The 21,958-nt window shown below is 40.9% G+C and carries 18 protein-coding genes; 16 read left to right on the top strand and 2 right to left on the bottom strand.

Annotated elements, in window-relative coordinates:
- The first annotated feature begins 500 nt into the window (after nucleotides 1–500).
- The 15 genes from CXF81_RS05290 (at nucleotide 501) to CXF81_RS05225 (ending at nucleotide 17,043) form a co-directional block, all read left to right on the top strand.
- Nucleotides 501–1,145, top strand: coding sequence for an alternative oxidase (locus tag CXF81_RS05290; RefSeq protein WP_101180325.1), 645 nt, complete (start codon nucleotides 501–503; stop codon nucleotides 1,143–1,145).
- Between the two features lie 207 nt (nucleotides 1,146–1,352).
- Nucleotides 1,353–1,592: a hypothetical protein gene (locus CXF81_RS05285; protein WP_232771786.1), complete on the top strand. Its 240-nt coding sequence runs from the start codon at nucleotides 1,353–1,355 to the stop codon at nucleotides 1,590–1,592.
- On the top strand, nucleotides 1,511–1,723 hold the full coding sequence (locus CXF81_RS20235; protein ID WP_369828645.1) for an iron-containing alcohol dehydrogenase: 213 nt from the start codon (nucleotides 1,511–1,513) through the stop codon (nucleotides 1,721–1,723). The genes CXF81_RS05285 and CXF81_RS20235 overlap by 82 nt, the downstream gene beginning before the upstream one ends.
- A gap of 91 nt (nucleotides 1,724–1,814) precedes the next feature.
- Nucleotides 1,815–2,426, top strand: coding sequence for a bifunctional nicotinamidase/pyrazinamidase (gene pncA / locus CXF81_RS05280; protein WP_101180324.1), 612 nt, complete (start codon nucleotides 1,815–1,817; stop codon nucleotides 2,424–2,426).
- A complete protein-coding gene (pncB, locus tag CXF81_RS05275) occupies nucleotides 2,419–3,711 on the top strand; it encodes a nicotinate phosphoribosyltransferase (protein ID WP_101180323.1) in 1,293 nt (430 codons plus the stop codon). The genes pncA and pncB overlap by 8 nt, the downstream gene beginning before the upstream one ends.
- A 577-nt stretch (nucleotides 3,712–4,288) precedes the next feature.
- Complete coding sequence (locus CXF81_RS05270) at nucleotides 4,289–5,020, top strand: hypothetical protein (protein WP_101180322.1); 732 nt, start codon at nucleotides 4,289–4,291, stop codon at nucleotides 5,018–5,020.
- A gap of 258 nt (nucleotides 5,021–5,278) precedes the next feature.
- Nucleotides 5,279–6,580, top strand: coding sequence for a WecB/TagA/CpsF family glycosyltransferase (locus CXF81_RS05265; RefSeq protein ID WP_232771785.1), 1,302 nt, complete (start codon nucleotides 5,279–5,281; stop codon nucleotides 6,578–6,580).
- Nucleotides 6,577–7,272, top strand: coding sequence for a sugar transferase (locus CXF81_RS05260; protein WP_232771784.1), 696 nt, complete (start codon nucleotides 6,577–6,579; stop codon nucleotides 7,270–7,272). The genes CXF81_RS05265 and CXF81_RS05260 overlap by 4 nt, the downstream gene beginning before the upstream one ends.
- A 227-nt stretch (nucleotides 7,273–7,499) precedes the next feature.
- Nucleotides 7,500–8,804 (top strand): polysaccharide biosynthesis/export family protein, encoded by a 1,305-nt coding sequence (locus CXF81_RS05255; protein WP_198556326.1) that lies wholly within the window; start codon nucleotides 7,500–7,502, stop codon nucleotides 8,802–8,804.
- Nucleotides 8,805–8,814: 10 nt separating this feature from the next.
- Nucleotides 8,815–10,209 carry a hypothetical protein gene (locus CXF81_RS05250; protein WP_101180321.1) on the top strand — a complete coding sequence of 465 codons (1,395 nt, stop codon included), beginning with the start codon at nucleotides 8,815–8,817 and terminating at the stop codon, nucleotides 10,207–10,209.
- The gene (locus CXF81_RS05245; RefSeq protein WP_101180320.1) at nucleotides 10,164–11,432 is read left to right on the top strand and encodes an O-antigen ligase; all 1,269 of its coding nucleotides are present in this window, start codon (nucleotides 10,164–10,166) and stop codon (nucleotides 11,430–11,432) included. The genes CXF81_RS05250 and CXF81_RS05245 overlap by 46 nt, the downstream gene beginning before the upstream one ends.
- A complete protein-coding gene (locus CXF81_RS05240; RefSeq protein WP_101180319.1) occupies nucleotides 11,425–12,516 on the top strand; it encodes a polysaccharide pyruvyl transferase family protein in 1,092 nt (363 codons plus the stop codon). Before CXF81_RS05245 ends, CXF81_RS05240 begins: the two co-directional genes overlap by 8 nt.
- A gap of 4 nt (nucleotides 12,517–12,520) precedes the next feature.
- Entirely contained in the window at nucleotides 12,521–13,486 is a 966-nt protein-coding gene (locus CXF81_RS05235; RefSeq protein WP_101180318.1) for a glycosyltransferase family 2 protein, read from the top strand.
- A 15-nt stretch (nucleotides 13,487–13,501) separates the two neighbouring features.
- Nucleotides 13,502–14,347, top strand: a complete 846-nt coding sequence (locus CXF81_RS05230; RefSeq protein WP_101180317.1) for a glycosyltransferase family 2 protein — start codon at nucleotides 13,502–13,504, stop codon at nucleotides 14,345–14,347.
- Nucleotides 14,348–14,601: 254 nt separating this feature from the next.
- Complete coding sequence (locus tag CXF81_RS05225; RefSeq protein ID WP_232771783.1) at nucleotides 14,602–17,043, top strand: response regulator; 2,442 nt, start codon at nucleotides 14,602–14,604, stop codon at nucleotides 17,041–17,043.
- Between the two features lie 52 nt (nucleotides 17,044–17,095).
- Here CXF81_RS05225 and CXF81_RS05220 read toward each other — a convergent pair whose 3' ends face one another.
- Nucleotides 17,096–18,757, bottom strand: a complete 1,662-nt coding sequence (locus CXF81_RS05220; protein WP_101180315.1) for a fused response regulator/phosphatase — start codon at nucleotides 18,755–18,757, stop codon at nucleotides 17,096–17,098.
- Nucleotides 18,758–18,769: 12 nt separating this feature from the next.
- A complete protein-coding gene (locus CXF81_RS05215) occupies nucleotides 18,770–19,051 on the bottom strand; it encodes an STAS domain-containing protein (protein ID WP_101180314.1) in 282 nt (93 codons plus the stop codon).
- Nucleotides 19,052–19,392: 341 nt separating this feature from the next.
- Between CXF81_RS05215 and CXF81_RS05210 the strand changes: the two genes are divergently transcribed.
- The gene (locus CXF81_RS05210) at nucleotides 19,393–21,948 is read left to right on the top strand and encodes an LruC domain-containing protein (RefSeq protein ID WP_232771782.1); all 2,556 of its coding nucleotides are present in this window, start codon (nucleotides 19,393–19,395) and stop codon (nucleotides 21,946–21,948) included.
- Nucleotides 21,949–21,958: the final 10 nt, after the last annotated feature.

Raw genomic sequence — 21,958 nt, 5'->3', positions numbered from 1 at the left:
CTGGTAACAGCCAGAGTGAGTAATAATTTGTTGGCTGACAAATGCTGTAAAGTCATTAATGGTTTCCTAGGGTCTTGCCGGTTAGTAATTTGAAAAAAGAACGCAGGACATAGCAGAGACAACTTCACTACAAACATCAAAATTACCTAACTTGTCCAGTTTTTGTTACATAAGGCTAGTGGGTACGCAACATAGTCAGTTTCGATCGGTATAGTCGCAAACCCATGTGAAATAGTTGTAATTTCAAGAGGAAGCAAAGAATCTAGTTGGGACGAGGCTTTGAGGAGTAATCAACCTCATGAGCACCCTCAGGTCATCAAAAATTAAAGAGCTTTGATGCTAATAAAAGAGACTGTTGATAAAGATAATAAGTTGACAATGCGTTGTGATCCTGTGGGGTCGACAGGAGCGTAATAATTTTACATAACGTTGTTATGCATATCATGATTTGCCCTAAATCAACATTTAGGGTACTAACACTTTTTTTGGAGGTTATTACCATGAACGAAGCACTTGGGGCTTCTTCACAAGCACGCAACGACGACCCGTTGAGCAAACATCATACTCCTTCGGGTTTTTCGGATCGCTTGGCCTTTCGCTTGACCAAATTGTTACGTTTTTTTGCGGATCTTTTCTTTGCGAAGCGCTATGGTCACCGGGCGGTAGTATTGGAAACCGTGGCTGCAGTGCCCGGGATGGTTGGCGGAATGATACGTCATATGCGCTCACTTCGACGGATGAAAGACGACAGAGAGGCGATCCACACACTGTTGGAGGAAGCTGAAAATGAACGCATGCATCTGCTGACGTTTGTGCAAATTGCGCAGCCGAGTTTTGTAGAACGGATGTTGATTTTGTTAGCTCAAGGTGTTTTTTTCACCAGTTTCTTGTTTCTGTATGTCGTCTCCGGCCGAACCGCGCACCGGCTAGTTGGCTATTTCGAAGAAGAGGCGGTGTATAGCTACAGCGAATATCTCGCCGAGGTAGATAGTGGTCGCTTGGAGAACGTGAACGCTCCCCAGATTGCGATTGACTACTGGAAATTACCCGCAGATGCGACGCTGCGCGATGTCATTATAGCCGTCAGAAATGATGAAGCGGGTCACAGAGATGTGAATCATCAATTCGCCGATAACTATAATTAACTAGCTCGGGTATTTCGCCAACAGCAATCAAAGCGATTTGCTTAAGGCTTAATATCTCTTAGGTATGAGCATGCTGCTAACACCTTACATTGTAAGCTAATGGTTTGTTATCATATAAAGTGCAATTAATTGTTGTTCTATGTTTTGCATCAAGCCGTTTAAATTTTTTCATGCTACAAAATAACTAGTCCATTAAAGGAGAATGTTATGAGTACAACGTTTTATATGCCGTCTTTTCATGTCATTGGCGATGGTAGCTTAATGGACGCTATTAATTATATAAAAGAGCAAGGATTTAAACAGGGTTTTATTGTTAGCGACAAAGTGTTAAATAAAATAGGCGTCGTAAAAACGTTACTGATTTACTGGATGAACAACGCATTGTCAGTGTCATATTTGATAAAACACAGCCGGATCCAACAATTAGCAATGTTAACGATGGATTAGCATTACTCAAACAACATGATTGTGATTTTGTGGTTTCTTTAGGAGGTGGCTCGCCACATGATTGCGCTAAAGGTGTTGTATTACCAATAAGCCAAACGGCAATATGTTTGTTGTTTGGCCAGATAAGCTGAAAAACGTCGTTGCATAGATCAGATATAGTGTTTACCCTTTTGAAACATTTGACGTAATACCTCAGGTATTTGAAGCCAAGGGAGATTTATTATGCAAGCAGCCAATGAAGCGCTCATCGTTATTGACGTTCAGAATGATTTTTGCCCGAATGGCGCATTAGCTGTGCGCGATGGAGACGCCATTGTCGGGTCCATAAACGCCATGCTGCCCTACTTTGCTGCACGTATCTTGACGCAAGATTGGCATCCCATAGGGCACACATCGTTCGCTTCGTCATATGATGGCAAATCCGCCTATGACCTAATTGACATGCCCTACGGTCCTCAGATTTTGTGGCCTGACCATTGTGTCCAAAATACAGATGGAGCAGCCTTTCACGACTTTCTTGAAACCGGCAGCGCTGATCTGATCATACGCAAGGGCTTCCGTCCCCAGATAGATAGCTACTCTGCCTTCTTCGAGAATGATAAAACAACCCCCACAGGGCTTGAGGGTTACTTGCGCACACGTGGCCTCGACAAGGTTACCATCGTCGGCCTTGCCACCGATTTCTGTGTCGCCTATTCGGCGCTTGATGCAGCCAGATTAGGCTTCAAAGTCACTGTCGATATGACCGCCTGCCGCGGTATCGACCTAAACGGGTCCCTTGACGCCTCGCTAACCCAGATGCATGCTGCCGGAGTGAAACTTAAACATGATTGATATTGCCACTCGAGTCTGGAACCGTCAGTGGAAAATAGATCCGATTGTCCGCTCGCTGATCGACACGGACTTCTATAAGTTATTGATGTGCCAGTCCGTTTTTCGTAATAATGCTGACACCCAAGTAACCTTTAGCCTGATCAACCGATCAAAAAATATTAAACTGGCTGAATTGATCGATGAGGGCGAATTGCGTGAACAACTCGATTATATCCGCTCGCTTTCTTTGACAAGGGGCGAAAGTACATGGCTGCGCGGCAACACATTTTACGGCAAACGCCAGATGTTCCGTTCTGATTTTATGGAGTGGTTTGAAGGTCTGCGTCTGCCTCCTTACCACCTTGAAAAACGCGACGGCCAATACGAACTGACTTTTAAAGGCGCTTGGCCTGAGGTGATGTTGTGGGAAGTTCCCGCCTTGGCCGTACTGATGGAATTACGCGGCCGCGCTGTTCTTAAAGGGATGGGCAAGTTCGAACTTCAGGTCCTTTATGCCCGTGCCATGACCAAGGTTTGGCAAAAGGTGGAGGCACTACGTGAGGTTCCCGATCTGCGGATCGCTGATTTTGGCACGCGCCGCAGGCATTCTTATCTTTGGCAAGACTGGTGTGTTCAGGCAATGCAAGAGGGTCTTAAAGACAAGTTTGTCGGCACTTCTAACTGTATGATCGCCATGCGCCGGGAACTGGAAGCGATTGGCACGAACGCCCATGAATTACCCATGGTGTATTCTGCCCTAGCCGAAGACGACGCGACTCTGCGTAATGCGCCTTATAAAGTTCTATCCGACTGGCAGGACGAATATGACGGCAATCTGCGCGTGATCCTGCCGGACACTTATGGGACCACGGGCTTCTTGGAAGAGGCACCTGATTGGTTGGCAGGTTGGACCGGTATTCGGGTCGACAGCGGTGATCCCGCGACGGGTGCTGAAATTGCGATCAACTGGTGGAAATCGCGTGGTGAGGATCCGACTCAAAAGCTGGTGATATTTTCCGATGGCTTGGACGTTCAGAAAATTATCGAACTACAACGACAGTTTGCTGGTCGTGTGCGAGTTTCATTTGGCTGGGGCACCTTGCTGACTAACGATTTTCGAGGACTTGTGTCTAACGATGCGTTATCGCCTTTTTCATTGGTCTGTAAAGCCGTTTCTGCGAATGGAAAACCCACTGTGAAACTATCTGATAATCCTAATAAAGCGATGGGGCCAGCGTCGGAAATTGACCGCTATAAACGTGTCTTCGATGTCGGCGAGCAAGAGAAATCAGAGGTTCGCGTTTAACTGGTATAGGCTAATGTAAGCGTCAACGCCGCACAGATTTTAATCGAACGTAAAGTATCATATTTTAGGGCTGGAAAGGGCAAAGCGGTCATTAGCATTTAGAGTTACATTGATACCACTGGAGGTGTTTAAGACTAAAAGTAGATTTTAACAAAGATATTCAACTGTTAAAATGCATTCATAGCCATTACGGTAGTGTGTACTGAACACCACGCATGTGTGCTGAAATAAATACTTTGGGGCATTACTGCGGTGTTAATCGAATAGTTAAAGTGATGCGCTAAGAAGGCTTAAAGGGAGGTCCACTTAGAAGAGCAAAACGTTCGCTCCAAACGCAAGCAACGTTTCTATTTGCTAATGTTGCGTTTACTGTTTGCATCATTAAGACCCTTTCGTACTTTATGGCATTTACAATAAGCCTAGAACTTTAAAGCAATCTTATGATTTAACAATAAATAAAAAATTAGAGGGTGGATTGTTTCTTGCAAGCAACAAAGTTAAGTGGTTTTAGCTGTTCAGAGTTTTGTAACAATAATTAAATTCGTTAATGAGAATATTAATACACCAAAGGAAAATGATGAAGTCGGACCTATTAATATTTAGTATCGCCCTAAACGGCTATCAATGGTTGTATAAAGACTGTATCGCCTCCCATCAAGAGTATGCAAAAAAACACGGTTATTGTTATCAAGTTGTCAGTCGGCCATTTATCACCGGACTTGGAGCAGAATGTTGCTGGTTAAAATTGACTCTTTCCTTAGCTGCATTCAACGCCGGTTATCAGAAAGTGCTTTTCGTCGATGCTGATGCTTATATTAATGAGGTAGCGCCTGCAATTGAAACAATAATTCGCCCCGAGAAGTCTGTTTATCTGGCTAAAAGTTATACCGGAAGATTCAACTCAGGTGTTATGTTTATGCTCAATCATGAAGTAACCATTACATGGCTTAAAACCGTTTTGTCTAGCCGCATGACCGCCGTTTCAGATCAAGACAGTGTCGGTTGGGGCGAAAATGGTCACATTATTAAATATTCCAAAAAACGCACTTTTATTGAAGTAATAGATAGACGTTGGAACAATACTTACGACACGGACTTAGATGATTATATCCGTCACTTTTGTTTTGGTCCCTTACGTAGAAACGTCTTTTTGAGTCTTTGTCATAAAGTTATTTCAAGAATAACAAAGGCAATTGCGAAATTAAAATATATTGCTAGCAAATACAAATTATATACGCAAAAAACAGATCCTCTGGCGACTCTGACGAATGCAGTGATCAAACAATACACGCGCTTTGAAGAGCACTAATTTCGTACTTTTACGACTCTCATCTCAACTTTTCATTTTAAAAAGTTTTCTTATTGCGCATTTTCAAAATGCAAATAGTCACTATTAAAAATCTGAATCCGAATTAAATTATCTATTAATTTTTATATATATCAACTACTTAAAATAAAATAAAACTTGGCACAAGTTACGCAAAGCAAACAGTAAATGGTTTAACAGTCAGCTTATTATGACTGTTTTCATGCCAATTAAACTGATTTGTGGTATTCGGGGTAGCTTATGCAAAGCAAAATGAGTTTTAAAGCAACAGGGTGCAAGGAAAGCGTCGTGCTGCCTGTAGTTAAAAACAGTTATATCTTCATTGATATGCCCATTAGTTTATTACTACTCTTGGTTTTAAGTCCGATTTTCTTAGTTAACTTACTCATTTCAAAAACACAGAGAAAGCCCTTTATACAATCTATTAGTAAATACGATTGCCTCGGTAGACCAGTTACGCTGCATCGTTGTCATTGCGGTTTTGTAAAGGACATTGCCATATTGTGGAGTATTGTTACACAAAATATTCGTTTTTGCGGTTTACCATTACAAGATTCGTTTAGCGGGTTAGAGAGAGCAAAGTTACAACGCTTTGGGCATTGCTTAGCTGGCCTAATTAGTCGTGTCGGATTGCATCAGTTAAGTGGGATCACTGTACTTAAACCATATGATCTTATTGAGCAGCAAGTTTCAGCAGGACGCCTTGCTTATCTTTCGCTGTTAGTTAGAGGAGGATTGTCTCACTTTTTCTTCTATCAATCGTCTACTGAACTCAAGGAACCTGAGCAATTTACATTGTTTGGCTTAACCATTCATAATCACAGCATGCGCTTTGCGGTTGAATGGGTACTGTCAACTGCAACCATGAAAAAAACCAATATCAAATGTAAGCTTGGCTATTTCATTAATGTAAATTCGGTAAATTTAACGGTTAATGATCCCGTTTTAAGAGACCGAATCAATCGTGGTGACCGTTGTTTCGCCGATGGATCCGGTATGCGTATTGCGGCTAAACATATTGGTGTGCGTATCTGTGAAAATGTAAATGGTACCGATATGCTTCCATATTTATGTGTGGCGGCGCAAAAAACCAAAAAATCTATTTATATGCTGGGCTCTAAGCCTGGCGTTGCTGATAAAGCTGCGCAACACTTATTAAAGATTTATCCAAACTTAAACATCGCGGGTACTCAAGACGGGTACTTCAGGACAGAACAGACACCTGATGTCATTTCTCGCATTAATCAATCGTGTGCCGATATTCTATTAGTGGCAATGGGCTCGCCGATCCAAGAGGAGTGGCTCGAAAAACATGCAGCGCAATTAACATGCAAAACGGCATTAGCGGTTGGCGGTCTATTTGATTTTTATTCCGGGAATATCACTCGAGCACCCTTGTGGATGCGCGAGTTAGGCATGGAATGGATATGGAGGCTACTACAAGAACCGAAAACCAAATTTAATCGCTATGTAATCGGTAATCCACTTTTTTTAATTCACACTTTTATTTTCAATCGTGCAAAGCGAGGATTTCAATCATGATGTATTCAAGCACATTTAAAACACTCAACGCACTTAAAACACTCAACATTATTGACAGTGAGGCAAACGATTCTCACATTTCTTTGGGTAAGCACCGTGGTATTCCTATGTCGATTCAGCGTTTTGTTGCGTTAATTGCTCTCATCATTCTTTCCCCTATTTTATTGATAAGCATGTTGTTGATTCGCATGGAAAGCAAAGGCAACTGTTTCTTTAGCCAAGATCGCATTGGCAAATTTGGTCGGCACTTTCGTATGTATAAGTTTCGTTCGATGTATTTAAAAACCGATCCTCTCTATCAAGAACCTGATCTAACAACAAATTATCGAGATGGGGTTTGTAAAAAATACAAAGTAGATCCTAGAACCACCAAAGTAGGCCGCTTTATTCGCAAATACTCAATCGATGAACTCCCTCAATTGTTCAATATTGTAACCGGAGACATGGCATTTATAGGTCCTCGCCCAGGTCTATCCGCGGAGGTTGATGCATATCCCACTAGCGCATTAGGCCGCTTAAACGGTATTCCGGGTCTTTCCGGATTATGGCAAGTGTCAGGACGTGCAAATACTGACTTTCAAACACAAGTTGAACTAGACCAGCGTTATCTTAATCAACAAAGTATTTGCTTAGATTTCTATATTTTATTGGCGACGGTTCCAACCGTGATAACTGCAAACGGTGCCTATTAACTAATAATTAAATTGTTAATTTATAAAATCCTTAGCTGGGTGCAAATAGCATCCGGCTTTTTTAATGTCAGCGTGCTTCGCAATTCAAGAATGTCATTTTTTTTGCTTTGCAAATTGCAAAAAAATAAGAATTTAAAATTAAAAAATTATGTAAAACAATAAGTTAAAAGTTGGCTCGTAAGGTGCTAAGTAACTTATATTAATATCAAAAAAGTACGGGACATCTAATGGAAACTTTAGCTAGAAAATTATATATTTTAACAGCTTCAAGTAAGTTTTCGGTACTAATATCCGTAATAATAACAGTGTTAATTCTATCTGGATGCGCACAGCAGCAACACAGTTTGGAGGTAATAGAAAATCGGTCTGGCGAGTTTTATGGTGACCTTAATAAAAATGGTTACTTGTTCACACAGCAAAGCGTTGCTCAAAATGTGTTCTCAGCGACATTAAATTGTGATGATCGTCAGGATTTTGCTGCGCCTCTAAATTATCGCGTTGATAAACCCATTTTGTCATCAGCATCAACACAAGCCCCACTACCCATAGCGAATATTAGAGCTCGCAATGCTCTGCCACTCAGCCCAGGTGATTTAATCGAAGTTATGATGGAATATGGTGAAGGATTTAATGGAAGCTATGTTTTGGATAATTTGGGATTGTTAAACTTACCGATCATTAATGCGATTGATGCTGGGGGATTATCGCCTAAAGAACTCGCTGAAAGAATAGAATTAGCTCTGATTAAATCTGGAATATTTCGTCCCGCAATGGCCACAGTGCATATAAAAATTCTACATTTAGCAGAAATTCAAATACCTGTAACAGGTGCTGTTTTTAAACCTGGCAGAATATTGATTAACAAAACGTACGCAAACGGAGAAATGGATGAACGCGTTGTGGCGGATGGAGATTATAGCAATAAGAGACTGTTGTCTGAAGCGATCAGGGGAGCACATGGCGTAAGGCCTGATGCAAAAATAGATCAAATCATTTTGATTCGTCAAGGCTGGCAAATAGAAGTAGACCTCACAGGTATACTCTCTGGTGTTCCTGTTCACGATTATCCACTAATTGCTGGTGACCAAGTTATTGTGCCAAGCACAGGATGTTTTCAATCGTACTTGGTGCGCCCTAGCCAAATCACCCCAAAGGGTTTTCGCGTATTTATGTCAAATCTAATTGATTCAGCGCAGAATAACTCTAGTGCCGCCGTCGGGCGTTATGCAACAAATTTACCTTACGGCACCAAACTACTTCAGGCTGCAGTCTCAGCAAACTGTGTTGGTGGTAAAGAGTGGACTAACGCGCCACGCAAAGTCATGTTGGCTAGCATAAACCCCATCACCAACGAAACTCAAGTAATTGAGCGTTCGGTTGAACAATTAATGAGATATGCAAATCGAGATGATATAAATCCTTATGTTATGCCTGATGATGCGATCGCATGTTATGACTCTGGAGTGACCAATTTACGTGACGTTGCTAGAACTATTGTCGATTTATTAACACCGTTTACCTTGTTGTTTTGAGTATATAACTATGAAAAATTATCCTATTGCTCTCCTTTCCCCATTTGCTCTTTTTAAAGCAAGTGTTTACCGTTTTTTGAAGTGGCCATATTTAATATTCACCTTATGCTGTTATTTGCTGATTGCCGCTATTGTTATGTTGTACTTGAACAAAACACCGGTATATAAAAGTGAGCTAGAGTTAGTTTTACCGGGGACCGGGGCCTCATCGACTGTTTCTATAGACAATGTAGGTCAAGTTGTATCGCAAACCAGTGCGCCATTCTCATCGGGGGGTTTTAATCCTCGAGTTAATTATAAAGAGATGTTGTTAAGTCGCGGTGTCTTGTTTGTAGCCAGTCAAAAAACTGAGATGACGAGCGCTGACTTTGGTCAACCTAAAATTACATTAACAGAACAAACCTCGATACTGGCTATCAGTATTACCGGCAAAAGCGCGGCGCAAGCAAATCGTAAAGCATGGGCTTTATATGAAAGTTTGCAACAAGAATTAACGCGCTTACGGAGTGATGAAGTTTCTCGTCGCGATATTAGTATACAGGGCGTTTTAGATGACTACCGAGTCAAATTAAATCAAGCAAGGGCCAATGTTACGGAATTTCAACAAAGATCATTTCTGGTATCGTTAGCCCAATTTGAACTATTGGTCGCAAGCCTACAATCACTCAAAGAAAAACAAATTTACCTGCATGCTCAAGTCAAAAATTTAGCCAACTACAGTCATGGCCTAAGTCAAAACTTAGGTGTGTCATCAGACTTAGCAGGCAAAGCATTTATTCTGCAGTCGGACGTTGAATTTAGAGGATTACTCAAGGAACTGGATGCGAGTACTGCACTATTGTCTGAGTATCAATCTCGCTGGGGCGAAGGACACCCTAAAGTCATTGCAGAGCAGTTACGGTATAACGCGGCAAAAAAATCTTTATTAAATCGAAGCAATGAAATTGCGGGTCCACATGCATCGAATTCGTTTACCAGTTTAAATCTAGAATTAAATCCGAAGCGAGCTCAAATGTTTGCTGATTTGATCGAAGCATCTGCGCTGCATGCAGGCATTCAAGCTGAACTAGCAGATTTAAAACGTACTGAGTTGCAGCTTAGTGACCAGTTAAAGCTGTATGCGCGAGAATCTGCAGTGCTAGATCGTCTGCAAAAAGAATTTGATTTGGCTGAAGCTATATTCACCTCCGCTGCTGCGCGCATAGAAGCCGCAAAAGCCGATGTATTTGCCTCGTATCCAGTCATTCAAGTATTAACGACACCTTCTATACCGGCGGAAATAGATAGTCCAATCACCTCACTCGGATTAGTCGCTGGTATGGTTGGCATCATATTTATAACTTCAGGAGTAACCGTATTATGCAATCGCAGACGCCTTGTCAAAATACTACTGAAGCGAAACTAATTTATTGGGCTCTAATTGCCACTTATCCTGTCTATGCTATTGGTGGCTTATACATTACGGGCTCAGCCCTAGGATGGGTGGTCCTAGGTATTATATTATTGAGAGCTTTTGTTGAGGGCGAAAATGTCTTTAGTTCGGTTCCTATAATCGTATGGCTATGGGTTATTGGCATGCTAGTCATGTTGCTTTCACTGTGGATGGCACACGCACAATGGTCTTTGGGGACCGCAAAAACTATTAAAAGTACTATTGGGTGGGCAAAGGGATGGGCATTAATAGGAGTATTCCCACTGCTGGGCTCCTTGGTTAGCATTAAGCCCGAAAGCGTTGTTCGAGGAGCATGCATTGTCTGCAAGCACACTGCTATTTTTGGATCCCTGACTTTCTTATTATATAGCCTGCGAATACCTGGCCAATTATTCGTTTCACCATTAAAAGTGCTCGGCGGGGCTGGAGATATTTTCTTTACAGTCAGTTTTTACGGAATGAACCCAGAGACAAGCGCCGGTCGCTGGCAGTTTTTCGCACCATGGGCTCCGGCGGCAGGTCTATTAAGCTGTATTTTGATTATTTTTTGTCTCCAGGAGAAAGACAAAAATTTACGTAATTGGGGGGTGATTGGCTGCTTTATGATGGTATTACTGTCACAGTCTCGTGCTGGGCTGGCTATTTTCATTACCATCGTCCCTATATTTTTACTTGCTAAACACCTTAAGGATCCATGGGTACTTATTACTCTTGGTATTGTTGTTCCGATTGTACTTGTCTTGGGTGAGCCATTATATGAGTTAGTCATGGATTCATACCAGCAAGTTAAAGAATCTCGCCCATCATCAACAAGAGTGCGTTCGGCATTAGAGAATTTGGCATTCCAACGTTGGCAGGCTGAAGCACCAATCTGGGGTCATGGCGCGGTTGAATCGGGTGATAAACTGGTCGAATTCATGCCTATCGGTTCACATCATACTTGGTTTGGCTTGTTATTTGTAAAGGGGCTCGTTGGCCTTGTTGCTTTAGCCATTCCTTTGGGACTGAGTATAATTTACTTCTTATTTCACTTTCAAAAAAATAGTCAAGTGCTAGCGGCTTTATGTTTCTTAATTGTGTTTGCTTGTTATAGTTTTTTCGAAAGCTTAGAAATTTTAGCTTATCTATATTGGCCAGCTTTATTTTGGATAGGAATGGTATTTAAGCAAATTCAAACTAGGAGATCCTATGTTTAAACAATTTAATGCCTTTATTGTTGGTTATTATGGGATGCACAACACAGGAGATGACGCTTTACTTTATTCCGCCCGCTGGGCTAGCCAGCATTTGTTATCTTCTCAAAATAACATCGTCAGCAGCGCTACGGATATCAAATGTCACGAATTTGGCGATATTAAAGCCATGCCAAATGCTCTGTTTCGTGGTCACCAACGACTTTCGCATTATAAGAATGCGTTGCAAAGTGAAAAGGTAATCTTTGGTGGTGGGTCAGTCTTGCACACAGAATCTGATATTCAATTTAAGCGCCACCTCATTGCCTTAGCTGGCAGGAACCAAAGTCGATGTGCAGGTGTCGGCTTAGGTCCATTTACTTCAGTAGGTGCGGAAAAAGCGTGTGCTAAGTTTCTCTCCGAGTGCGGTTTCATTGGTTTAAGAGATAAGCAAAGCTATGATATGGCGAAAGATTTATGTCCTCAGGCTAATCTTAAATTAACTTTTGACTTGGCCCCTACAATGCTTTGCAATCCAAAAAATACACTTATTGAGATTGAACGAAGTGGCATTATGTTTAATTTTTGCCCACAAGCAATCGATGCATATGGTAATACAGACAAAAAAATCGAATTTAGACGCATCGAAAATGCGATTGATATAATTGAACGAGTCTGGTTTGAGACCCACGAACCAATTTACCTCGTTGATTTTAATGACCATTATTTTTTCGGTGATGATCAAATACATCGTAAAATAATTCACCAATTAAACGAAAATATTCCGGTAACTCATATTCAATATGACCCAAATCCATTTAGAGTGTTACAAAGGATCGCAGGATTTAAGGCTTCCGTTTGTATGCGTTTGCATGCCTCAATTCTCTCTTTTATGGCGAAAACCCCATCATTATCAATTAATTATCATATTAAGTGTAAAAATTGGTGTGAGCAAATAGGAATGTCTGAGGAATATCAATTTGATGCACTAGAGGTTTGTTCCGATAGCGTCGTAAATACACTAACACAGAGTCTTGGTACGGAGTTTGCAAAACCGCTTATGACAACAGAAAGTGCAATACAAGCTTCTTTGTTAAATTGGAGATAAACCGGTGAATAAAATACAGTTTTCAGTTGTTATCCCGCTATACAACAAAATTAATAGCGTGACTAAAACACTTGAGTCGATATTGGCCCAGCGTTACGCAGCCGCTGAAATTATCGTTGTAGACGACGGTTCTTCCGATGGCAGCGCTGAGAAAGTAAGAGAACGTAATATCCCCAACTTGAAGATTGTTCAACAAACAAATCAGGGGGTATCAGCAGCCCGGAACTTAGGCGTGTCTTTAGCTAGTTTCCCCTATATTGCTTTTCTTGATGCTGACGACCAGTGGTCGCCTTTTTTCCTCGCTGAAATGCATAATTTAATCTTACGCTTTCCTGATCAGGGCTTCTTTGCAAGTCATTATCAGAAAGTAGTTAAACAAGATATTTATATTGATCCTAAGTTAGTAATCAAGAATGTATCGCCAACGGGGTGCATTTTAGAAAATTATTTTGCGGTAGCCTCAAATGGTGATCTTCCATTCATGGTATCTAGTTGTGTAATTACATCATGTTTGTTTGATCGGTTAGGCGGTTTCCCCGTCGGTGAATCTATGGGGGAAGACCAAGAACTGTTTAGTCGGGTTGCACTGCAATCTCAAATCGTATTTTCCCCATTGGTTTTATTGCTATACCACACCGACGCTGAAAATCGCGCATGTGATAGACATATTCCACAACGCATTTTGCCTTTCGCTGCCCGTTTACTAGAGAAGACCTTTACACAGTCAATTGACACCGAGTTGAAGCAAGATATCTTGCGCTATTGCGGCGCTCACGTTTGTCACTTAGTCAGACTTAATATACGTGCGGGTGATTTTATTGTTGCAAAGCGTTTACTAAAAATGGATGTTTGTAAATTGAAGCCAATGCATAAATTAGTGTTTTATTTGTGGACAGAGTTCGGTATTTTCCATTCCCTAATTAACGGATTATTCAAGTGGATACGTCGTTCTTTTAACATGAATTCATAGATTTAGAGGTGAAAAATGAAACTTAACGCTATTTGTATTATTAAAAATGAGGTCGATATTATCGCTGACACGTTGGACTGCGCTTTGGCATTCTGCGATACGATTTATGTATTCGATAATGCGTCTACTGACGGAAGTTGGGAGGTCATTTGTGCAAAGGTAGCCCTAGACTCGCGCATTATAATTGTTGCGCATACCGATGAAATATATCGTAACCAGTTCAGAAATCGTGTTTACAATATGTTTAATCATACTTTTTCTGCATCCGATTGGTGGTATATCTTAGATGCGGATGAAATGCTAATTGAAGACCCTCGCCCGATGCTTGTCAAAGCGATGCAGCAGAAGAAAACTCAAATGCGTGTTTGGCAAGCTCAATTCTACTTTACCGATAAAGATTTGGCGGTTTATGACAATGAAGACAAGTCGTTGCCAGTTTCTAAACGTCGTCGTTATTATCGAATTAATTGGCGTGAGCCGAGGTTCTTTAAAAATTCGCCAAGTCAAAAGTGGCCTGAAGATATTAGTGGAAAAGTACCTCCTTTTTGTAATGCACTTTTTCATCCATCGCCGATCTGTCGACACTATCCACAAAGAACGCCTGAGCAAATAAAAATGCGTCATGACACACGAGTCAATAACCCATATAGCTTTCTGCATGTAAAAAACAAATCTGAGAATGATTGGTTAAAAAAAGCCACCAATTGCTACTTTTATGAAAAAGGACAAAATATGCAATTTACATTCATAGACCTTTTTATGTTCTACGCAAATCAGAGTAAATACTGGCTTATTTGGAGAGTTAAAAATCTTATTTCTATTAAAAAATTATTGATTTCAAAAGTGTTTAAAGTCACCTAGTTAGGTCACATTAAAAGGCGACTGAGAGTAGAATGATACGACATTAAAGACTGGATCAAAGCAATGTGCTAGTAAAAATAAGCTGACCGTCAGAGAGTCCTACAACGTCAGTATTCACCACCCAGAGTGACATTAAGGGAAGCGAACAGAAATGCACCACTATAGTAATTTAAATGCTACTATTGTTTGTTACATCATATGAGAATTAAATTATTTGCGTCGTGTGCTTATTTGTGACTAAAAATTCTATTTCTTTGAAAAAAACTTTCATACAACTTTGCACGCCCTGTAAATACCTCTTTTTTGTATTAGCCTATCTATTCTTAAGCGCTTGTAGCGATACATATCAGCTTAAACCATCCCCTGTTGCTCGCCAAGGAGTGCTTGACCTGACTCAATGGGACTTCGAAAAAGACGGTGTTATTGCCCTTAACGGTGAATGGGGATTTCATTGGGAGCAATTGTTAGCACCGAGCGATTTCCCCCCTTTAGGCGCTATCAAACAACAACACTTTGTAAAAGTACCCAGCTCATGGAACAGCTATCAAGTTGATGGTGAGGCACTGGGTGGGCAAGGTTATGCAACCTACCATCTTCGGATCATCGGCAACCAAGGCAACACAAAATTGATGTTCAGAAGCACTTGGATGGGCTCCTCTTACAATTTGTTTATTAACGGCGAACTGATTTCTTCTAATGGTGTGGTGGCAAAAAACCGTGAGAAGATGACACCTCAATACATGCCTCTAACGTCCAGCTATTCTGCTGACAGTGACTCACTGGAAGTTGTCTTGCAAGTTGCCAATTTCTACCATGCAGAAGGAGGCGCTTGGTACCCTATAGAAATAGGGTTGGAGCAACAAATAACGAAAACCAGAGAAGGAAATCTCGCCATCAACCTATTTTTATGCGGTGGTATTTTCATCATGGGCATATACTATTTAGGTCTTTATTCATTCCGCAGGAAAGAAAAGTCATCGCTTTTATTCTCAATTTTTTGTCTATTGATGGCATTTCGCTCGCTGTTAACCGGCGAACTTTATCTACTATCAATTCTCCCCGGCATTGACTGGGATCTGTTAGTGCAATTAGATTATCTGAGCTTTTATCTGGGCGTTCTATTTTTTGCGGCATTCATCCACGTTGTATTTCCGTTGCTGTATTCTAAGCATTTTTTAAATGGCTATATTACAATATGTATTTTGTTTTCTTTAACGGTGATTGTTTTCCCTGTCAATATCTTCACCCAGTACATTCCTATATTTCGAATACTTACCGTCATCTTCGCGATGTATACAAGCTACATTCTCATTGTCGCGGTTGTGCAAAAAATACAGGGAGCCAGGATATTATTGGCCGGTGGAGTCTTTCTATTTCTGTCAATTATAAGCGACGTAATTTATCAGCAAGGTCTACTCGATCATTATTTTTTCTTTCGCTCAGACTTTGGATACATTGTATTTATTTGTTCTCAATCGTTCCTTCTTATGAGGAGATATACAAATGCGTTTAACCAAACTGAACAATTATTAGCATCGGTTGAACGCGCTGAAAGCGCGACGCAAGCGAAGTCGCAGTTTTTGGCAAAAATGAGTCATGAAATACGAACGCCCTTGAATGGCATACTCGGCGTGGTGCAACTTTTAGGCAAAACAAAGCTGTCACAGCTGCAGAAAAGCTATCTAAAATTAGTCGATGACTCCAGCGCGTCGCTACTAAATATTATCAACGATATTCTTGACTTATCTAAAGTAGAAGCGGGTAAGATGACTTTGGAGGAAAAATCATTTAATTTGGAGAGGTTAATCCAAGGGGTGATATCGCTTTATGATGCGCAGGCAAGCCAAAAGTCGGTACAACTATCGCTAGAGTATGAAGCCAATTTAGCCAAATTTTTTATCGGTGATCCTAACCGTCTCAATCAGGTGTTACTGAATCTAATAAATAATGCCATTAAATTCACTGATCACGGCGCGGTTAATATTTACGTCACTGGTACCCAATTGACCTCAACTCGCGCCGGTCTCGAAATAAAAGTCAATGACAGCGGTATCGGTATATTGCCCGATGTTTTGGAGACGCTTTTCGATCCATTTAAACAAGCGGACGAATCGACAACCCGCAAATACGGTGGAACAGGATTAGGATTGGCCATCAGTAAACAAATTATCGATCTGATGGGCGGAAGTATTAGCGCGCAAAGTGAGCCGCAGGTAGGGTCGTCATTTATCGTTTTATTGACCCTGGAACGTGATGAAAGCGTGCATCAGGAAGAATCTGTTGTAAGCAGCGATGCAGAGCACGCAGCAACGACGGCAGCCAAATTGTTGGGACATGTGCTGGTGGTAGATGATAGCGAAATTAATCGCATTATTGCGCAACACATGCTGGAAGATTTTGGGCTCACCGTGGCCATTGCTGAAAACGGACAAGAAGCCTTAGAGCAACTACAGAAACAGACGTTTGACCTGATATTAATGGATTGCGAAATGCCAATAATGGATGGTTATGAAGCCTCGAGAAAAATTAGAAGGATGCAACCACGCGAAGAGCGAACACCTATTGTTGCTCTTACAGCAGATGCCTTTGATGAAAATCGAAAAAAATGCAAGGAAGCGGACATGGACGGCTTTCTAAGTAAACCAATTATGCAAAATGTGTTGTTAGATGTTGCACGGCGATGGATTAAGAGATAGTAGTTGCCTCCATTACTTTTTTGATAACGTTGCTAAATACACTGCGTATTGACTAACGGTCGCTCGTCAAGTTGACGATGATTTTATTTCCGGGAGCAACAATATCAACTGTTTTACAGAGCTTTTTTACTAAATCCATACCACGACCTGATAGCCCATCTATGCAAACATTGTTGTCTTTATCCATATCGAAACCTTGTCCTGAATCTATGATTTCAAAATCTATTTGTGCGGTATTGGGGCAGAAGGCAAATTTCATGCTAAGTTTGTCGCTTGCTCCAAGCTGTGTTAATCGTGCTTTCTTTAATCGCAGATACTCAAAAAAACCAGAAAAATCATCCTTTAGCTTTGAGTCTAAATTCAGAATACCGTGATCTATACCGTTATTGATGAGCTCAGCGAATACAGTAAATGCTCTTTGTCTTAAGTCACCAACCATATCTGCACTTCGCATAATGCCGTCTAAGTATCCAACAACATCGGTACTCGCTATAAGTCCGCCTTCAATTTCCAGTGTTACCGTAATTTTTCCTTGATTAGCCGCAATGAATTTTGACTTATTGTATACATGGTTGTTGATTAACGATTTTATCTGTAAATCACAGATTGAAAGATCATCAAGTAATTCAGCCATCCCATTAAAAACGGTAAATTCGTTGACAACACAACTAACGAGTGACTCTTTGTAGTCATAACGTTCCAATATCTCTAGGAGACGATACATGCTGAAGGGCTTACCAGCAGAATTTTGTTGCTCAATCAAACCATCACTAAAGAAAAATAAGTTGCTAATAGCCTCCATGCTGACAACTACTATTTTAGGATCAAAAACTTCAGGTTCAAGTATTCCTAGCGCCATCGACCTCGATGAATATCGCTCTAATGAATGGTCTGTCTTAAGTAATATAACATCCGGCATCCCACCATTGAAAAGTTGTAACTCTCGCTTATTGAAATTTACCTCTATGCCAATTAGTGCAACGAACTTATTATCAGGTAATTCTATATTAAGTTTTTTATTGGCTTCATGAATAATATGCGCTAAGGAAGATCCTTTTCTGATCATTGCCTTGATTGTTGAAGCAAGAGGCAAAATACTGATGGCAGCAGCTAAACCGTGTCCTGTCGCATCCGCGAGGATGACAAAGAGGTTGCCATTCGGCGCTGTATTACAAATAAAAGCATCCCCGTTAAACGAACTTGAGGACTGAATATAGGTGTCGACATATTGTGTGTTATGTGACAGTGAAGCAGTAGTGTATTCATACACATAGCGTGCTAAATTTTCTTCTTGTTTTCGTTGATTTAGTAAATTTTCAAGCTCGTGTGTTTGTAAGTTTACTACTTCGGATTGGTCGTATAAACGTCGGCAACGTTGGATTTTTTGCCATAATAAATCAACGCTAATTGGCTTTACCAAAAAGTCATCAACTCCTTTCTCGAACGCCTCCGACATCAAAGCTTGATTATCTTCCGCTGTGATCATCATAACGGGTACTTTACAAGACAGTGATTTTATAAAAGGTAGAATATCAATACCGTTGCCATCAGGAAGTTGGTTATCGAGCAAGATAAACTCGAATGATGATATCGCTAGCCGATCTTTGGCAGCTTGCAAAGTACTGCTTATTTTTGTCTCGCATTGCTTGCTGATTAAAAAGGTCTCAAGGATTTCAGCAAATAAAGAACTGTCTTCAATTATTAATATCCGCATTTGAGGATCAGCCTATGAAATATCAAAAAGTTGATCGAAATTAGCAATTTGCAAAATCTCTTTAGTACTTTCTTTTGGTCCTCTAATTCTGATAGAAACGTTTTGACTCTTCGCTTTTTTTTGCAGCAATACCATCATGCCTAGTGCAGAGCTATCCAAATAACCAACACGACTAAACTCCAACTCAATCTCAGTTACACTGCTATCCGCTAGCAGGCTCTGATATTGCTCAGTAAACTCTTTGTGATATCCAAAGTCAAAACGTTCTGGTATTCGTATTACGTGTTCGCTCATGATGTTCTCCTTCTAAAAACGGTAATGCAATGAAAAAGGGATGCAGGCAAAACAATAGGTATTACGGGAATTCGACTGCTGTAACTCTACAATTTCTAAATATTGATGTAAATAGTTAGTCCTATTGATAACGTTATACAACGCTGAATTGTCAATTTGCAAAACGAAAATTTTAGCAGGACACAAATGCATTTTTTGCAAAGCAAAAACATAAAACACGTTAATTTTTCAAAATAACTATAATAATCATAATCTTAAATATTTTATATTCTTGGTATATTATTTGCATAATCAGTTTATAAGTACGTATAGCGTTTTATCTATAGAGAGAGGGCGGCAAGATGAAAAAGAGCAATGTTTGTGTTCGGAGTTACTACGGGACGAATTTTGATGTTAACTCATTATCACAGCGTCTTATAAAGCGCAAGAGTGGGTGTCTTTGTCGTTCAGCGAAACAAGTAAATCGTTTCATATTTACCTTATTATTTTCTCTTGGATCTAGCTTACAGTTAGCCGCTCAATCTTTGGTAGATTCAGACCTAAATAACCAGTCACTTTATGCCAGTGGTTATATAACCGCGGGTGCACGCACTACAGTTGGGGGTAATGTTCAAAGTGCCACTGCAGTTACACTAGCTGCAAATGCAATATTTGCGGGTAATGTAGAGGCTGGAGCAGCTACCACCCTCGGCGCTGATGCAGGTGTTGTTGGCTATATCGAAGCAGGGTCTACTGTAACGCTCGGTGTAGCTGCTATTGTAAATGGTTTTATTCAGACGGGAACCACGGCCACCGTTGGTGCTAGCGCCATAATCGATGGCAGTATTGTAGCCGGAACTACCGCAACCTTTGATACACTTGTTGAGGTAACCGGCGATGTCTTAGCTGGAACCACAGTCACTATCGGTGCAGGTTCAATTTTTCATGGCAATGTTGATGCTGGGACCACCACTACCATCGGTGCTGGTGTTCAAATTGATGGGATCCTCACGGCGAATTCTTTGCTGGTTCCTCCTCCTCCTCTGTTAGTAACCAATCAAGAAGTGTTAATTACGACGATGCAAACGGCACTGAAAGACTTGGGAACAGGAACTGAACTCGTCTCAATTACTTTTGGAGTGAATAATGAAACGCTCGAAGCTGGCATCTACAGCACTATAGATTATCTGACCATTACTGGTGGGAAAACCCTCACACTTGATGGCAAAGGAGTGGATGGCACATGGATTTTTAATATTGCTAACTACTTGAGTTTTGCGATTGATGCGAAGGTTATATTGTTAAACGTAACTGATAATAGCACTATAATTTGGAATGTATTGGGCGACAAACCGGGTGCAGCGGGTTATACACAGTTAGGTGCAGGTGCCGAAACCACTGGATTTATTCTTGCTAAGGGTTTCGTTCAAACGGGTGCCAATACCGTAATAGAGGGTATAGCAAATGATTGTGGCGGTGCTTATTCAGCGACGAATTTCATCGAGTTTGGTGCAGATAGCGTTATCGGACAGACAGGTTGTACTAATGGAATGGCCGCGTCGATCACTCAAGCAATAGCTGACGCACCTCCTGAGGCTACGATTGACTTTGGTGATGCACCCGCCTCATATAGCAGCCTTGTTGCTGATAATGGTGCTAGCCATAGTACAGAAAACAATACGATTTTTATGGGGTCTGGTGTCGACGCCGAATTTGATAGCTATCAATTTCCTCTCAGTGATGACGTAACAGATGGCAATGATGATGAAGACGGTGTGGCTTTTGTCACAGGTCTTGAAGTCGGTAATTCTGCACTACTGGAACTTGTCGCATCAACACCAGCTTTTGTTGATGCTTGGATAGATTTTGACGGCAATGGTGTGTTTGGCACTGATGAACAAATCGCTGATACCCAATCTGTAATTCAAGGTAGCAATACGATACTTTATGACGTCCCTGAATGGGCTGAAGCAGGCAATACATGGGCGCGTTTTAGACTCAGTAGTGTTGGTGGATTAGAGCCAACAGGTAGCTTTAGTGATGGGGAGGTTGAAGATCATCAAGTCGACATTACAGAGCTTAATGTCAGCATACAGTATTACCCTAGTGCTTCTGAGTGGGCAACCATTGCTTTTGAAGATAATTGGCCATCAATAGGTGATTATGATTTTAATGACTTAGTCATAAATTATCGTATCAGTGAATACACACTTAATGGTGAGGTTATCCGGGTTAAGTTAGAAGGGCAAATTGCAGCTGTTGGTGCATTGCATCACAATGGTTTTGCGTTTCATTTACCTGATATTTTGCGAAGTACGATTGATGAAAATGCTATCCGCTATACCATCAATGATTTACCACAAAACATCTCTCCTTTAGAAGCGGGGCGTAATCAGGCGATATTTATTATCACCAATGATGTGTGGGACTCCGTCAGTCCGGGTGAAAACTGCAACTATTATCGAACTGAAGCGGGTTGCGGTTCTGATATTCAAATGGTTTTTTCAATGACATTGCCCATGGCTATCGCTATCCCCAGTGCTCAGATGCCAGAATTTCCATACGACCCATTTTTATTTGCGACCGAGGGCTATGATCATAGCTTAGCATTTGGTCTGCCCCCGGGCAGAGCGTATGAAATACATTTACCCGATAAAGCACCGACAGAAGCTTTTAGAACGGATTTCTTTGGCCGTAGAGATGATAGAAGTGAGCCACAAAATGGGCGTTACTTTGTGAGTGCGAATGGTATGCCTTGGGCTATAAATGTTGGTGTCGAAATGCAATATTCCTTGGAGTATATGGATGTAATTTATGCGTATCCCTTATTTTCTAGTTTTATTGCAAATCAAGGGCTGGTAGACGCTGACTGGTACATTTTGGAAAACGCCAACACAAATAATATTTTTTCTAATTAAAGAGGTGTCT

This window comes from Glaciecola sp. 33A (genome assembly GCF_002836745.1).
Taxonomy (GTDB): Bacteria; Pseudomonadota; Gammaproteobacteria; order Enterobacterales; family Alteromonadaceae; genus Glaciecola.
Note: the sequence above shows the minus strand (reverse complement) of the source record. Positions and strands in the feature narration are given on the sequence as shown.

What these genes read in the sequence shown, in the direction of transcription:
- CXF81_RS05220 (WP_101180315.1), bottom strand. Translation starts at nt 18,757, where the DNA reads ATGCGGATATTAATAATTGAAGACAGTTCTTTATTTGCTGAAATCCTT.
- pncB (WP_101180323.1), top strand. Translation starts at nt 2,419, where the DNA reads ATGATTGATATTGCCACTCGAGTCTGGAACCGTCAGTGGAAAATAGAT.
- CXF81_RS05260 (WP_232771784.1), top strand. Translation starts at nt 6,577, where the DNA reads ATGATGTATTCAAGCACATTTAAAACACTCAACGCACTTAAAACACTC.
- CXF81_RS05240 (WP_101180319.1), top strand. Translation starts at nt 11,425, where the DNA reads ATGTTTAAACAATTTAATGCCTTTATTGTTGGTTATTATGGGATGCAC.
- CXF81_RS05290 (WP_101180325.1), top strand. Translation starts at nt 501, where the DNA reads ATGAACGAAGCACTTGGGGCTTCTTCACAAGCACGCAACGACGACCCG.
- CXF81_RS05210 (WP_232771782.1), top strand. Translation starts at nt 19,393, where the DNA reads ATGAAAAAGAGCAATGTTTGTGTTCGGAGTTACTACGGGACGAATTTT.
- pncA (WP_101180324.1), top strand. Translation starts at nt 1,815, where the DNA reads ATGCAAGCAGCCAATGAAGCGCTCATCGTTATTGACGTTCAGAATGAT.
- CXF81_RS05285 (WP_232771786.1), top strand. Translation starts at nt 1,353, where the DNA reads ATGAGTACAACGTTTTATATGCCGTCTTTTCATGTCATTGGCGATGGT.
- CXF81_RS05245 (WP_101180320.1), top strand. Translation starts at nt 10,164, where the DNA reads ATGCAATCGCAGACGCCTTGTCAAAATACTACTGAAGCGAAACTAATT.
- CXF81_RS05270 (WP_101180322.1), top strand. Translation starts at nt 4,289, where the DNA reads ATGAAGTCGGACCTATTAATATTTAGTATCGCCCTAAACGGCTATCAA.
- CXF81_RS05265 (WP_232771785.1), top strand. Translation starts at nt 5,279, where the DNA reads ATGCAAAGCAAAATGAGTTTTAAAGCAACAGGGTGCAAGGAAAGCGTC.
- CXF81_RS05255 (WP_198556326.1), top strand. Translation starts at nt 7,500, where the DNA reads ATGGAAACTTTAGCTAGAAAATTATATATTTTAACAGCTTCAAGTAAG.
- CXF81_RS05250 (WP_101180321.1), top strand. Translation starts at nt 8,815, where the DNA reads ATGAAAAATTATCCTATTGCTCTCCTTTCCCCATTTGCTCTTTTTAAA.
- CXF81_RS05230 (WP_101180317.1), top strand. Translation starts at nt 13,502, where the DNA reads ATGAAACTTAACGCTATTTGTATTATTAAAAATGAGGTCGATATTATC.
- CXF81_RS05215 (WP_101180314.1), bottom strand. Translation starts at nt 19,051, where the DNA reads ATGAGCGAACACGTAATACGAATACCAGAACGTTTTGACTTTGGATAT.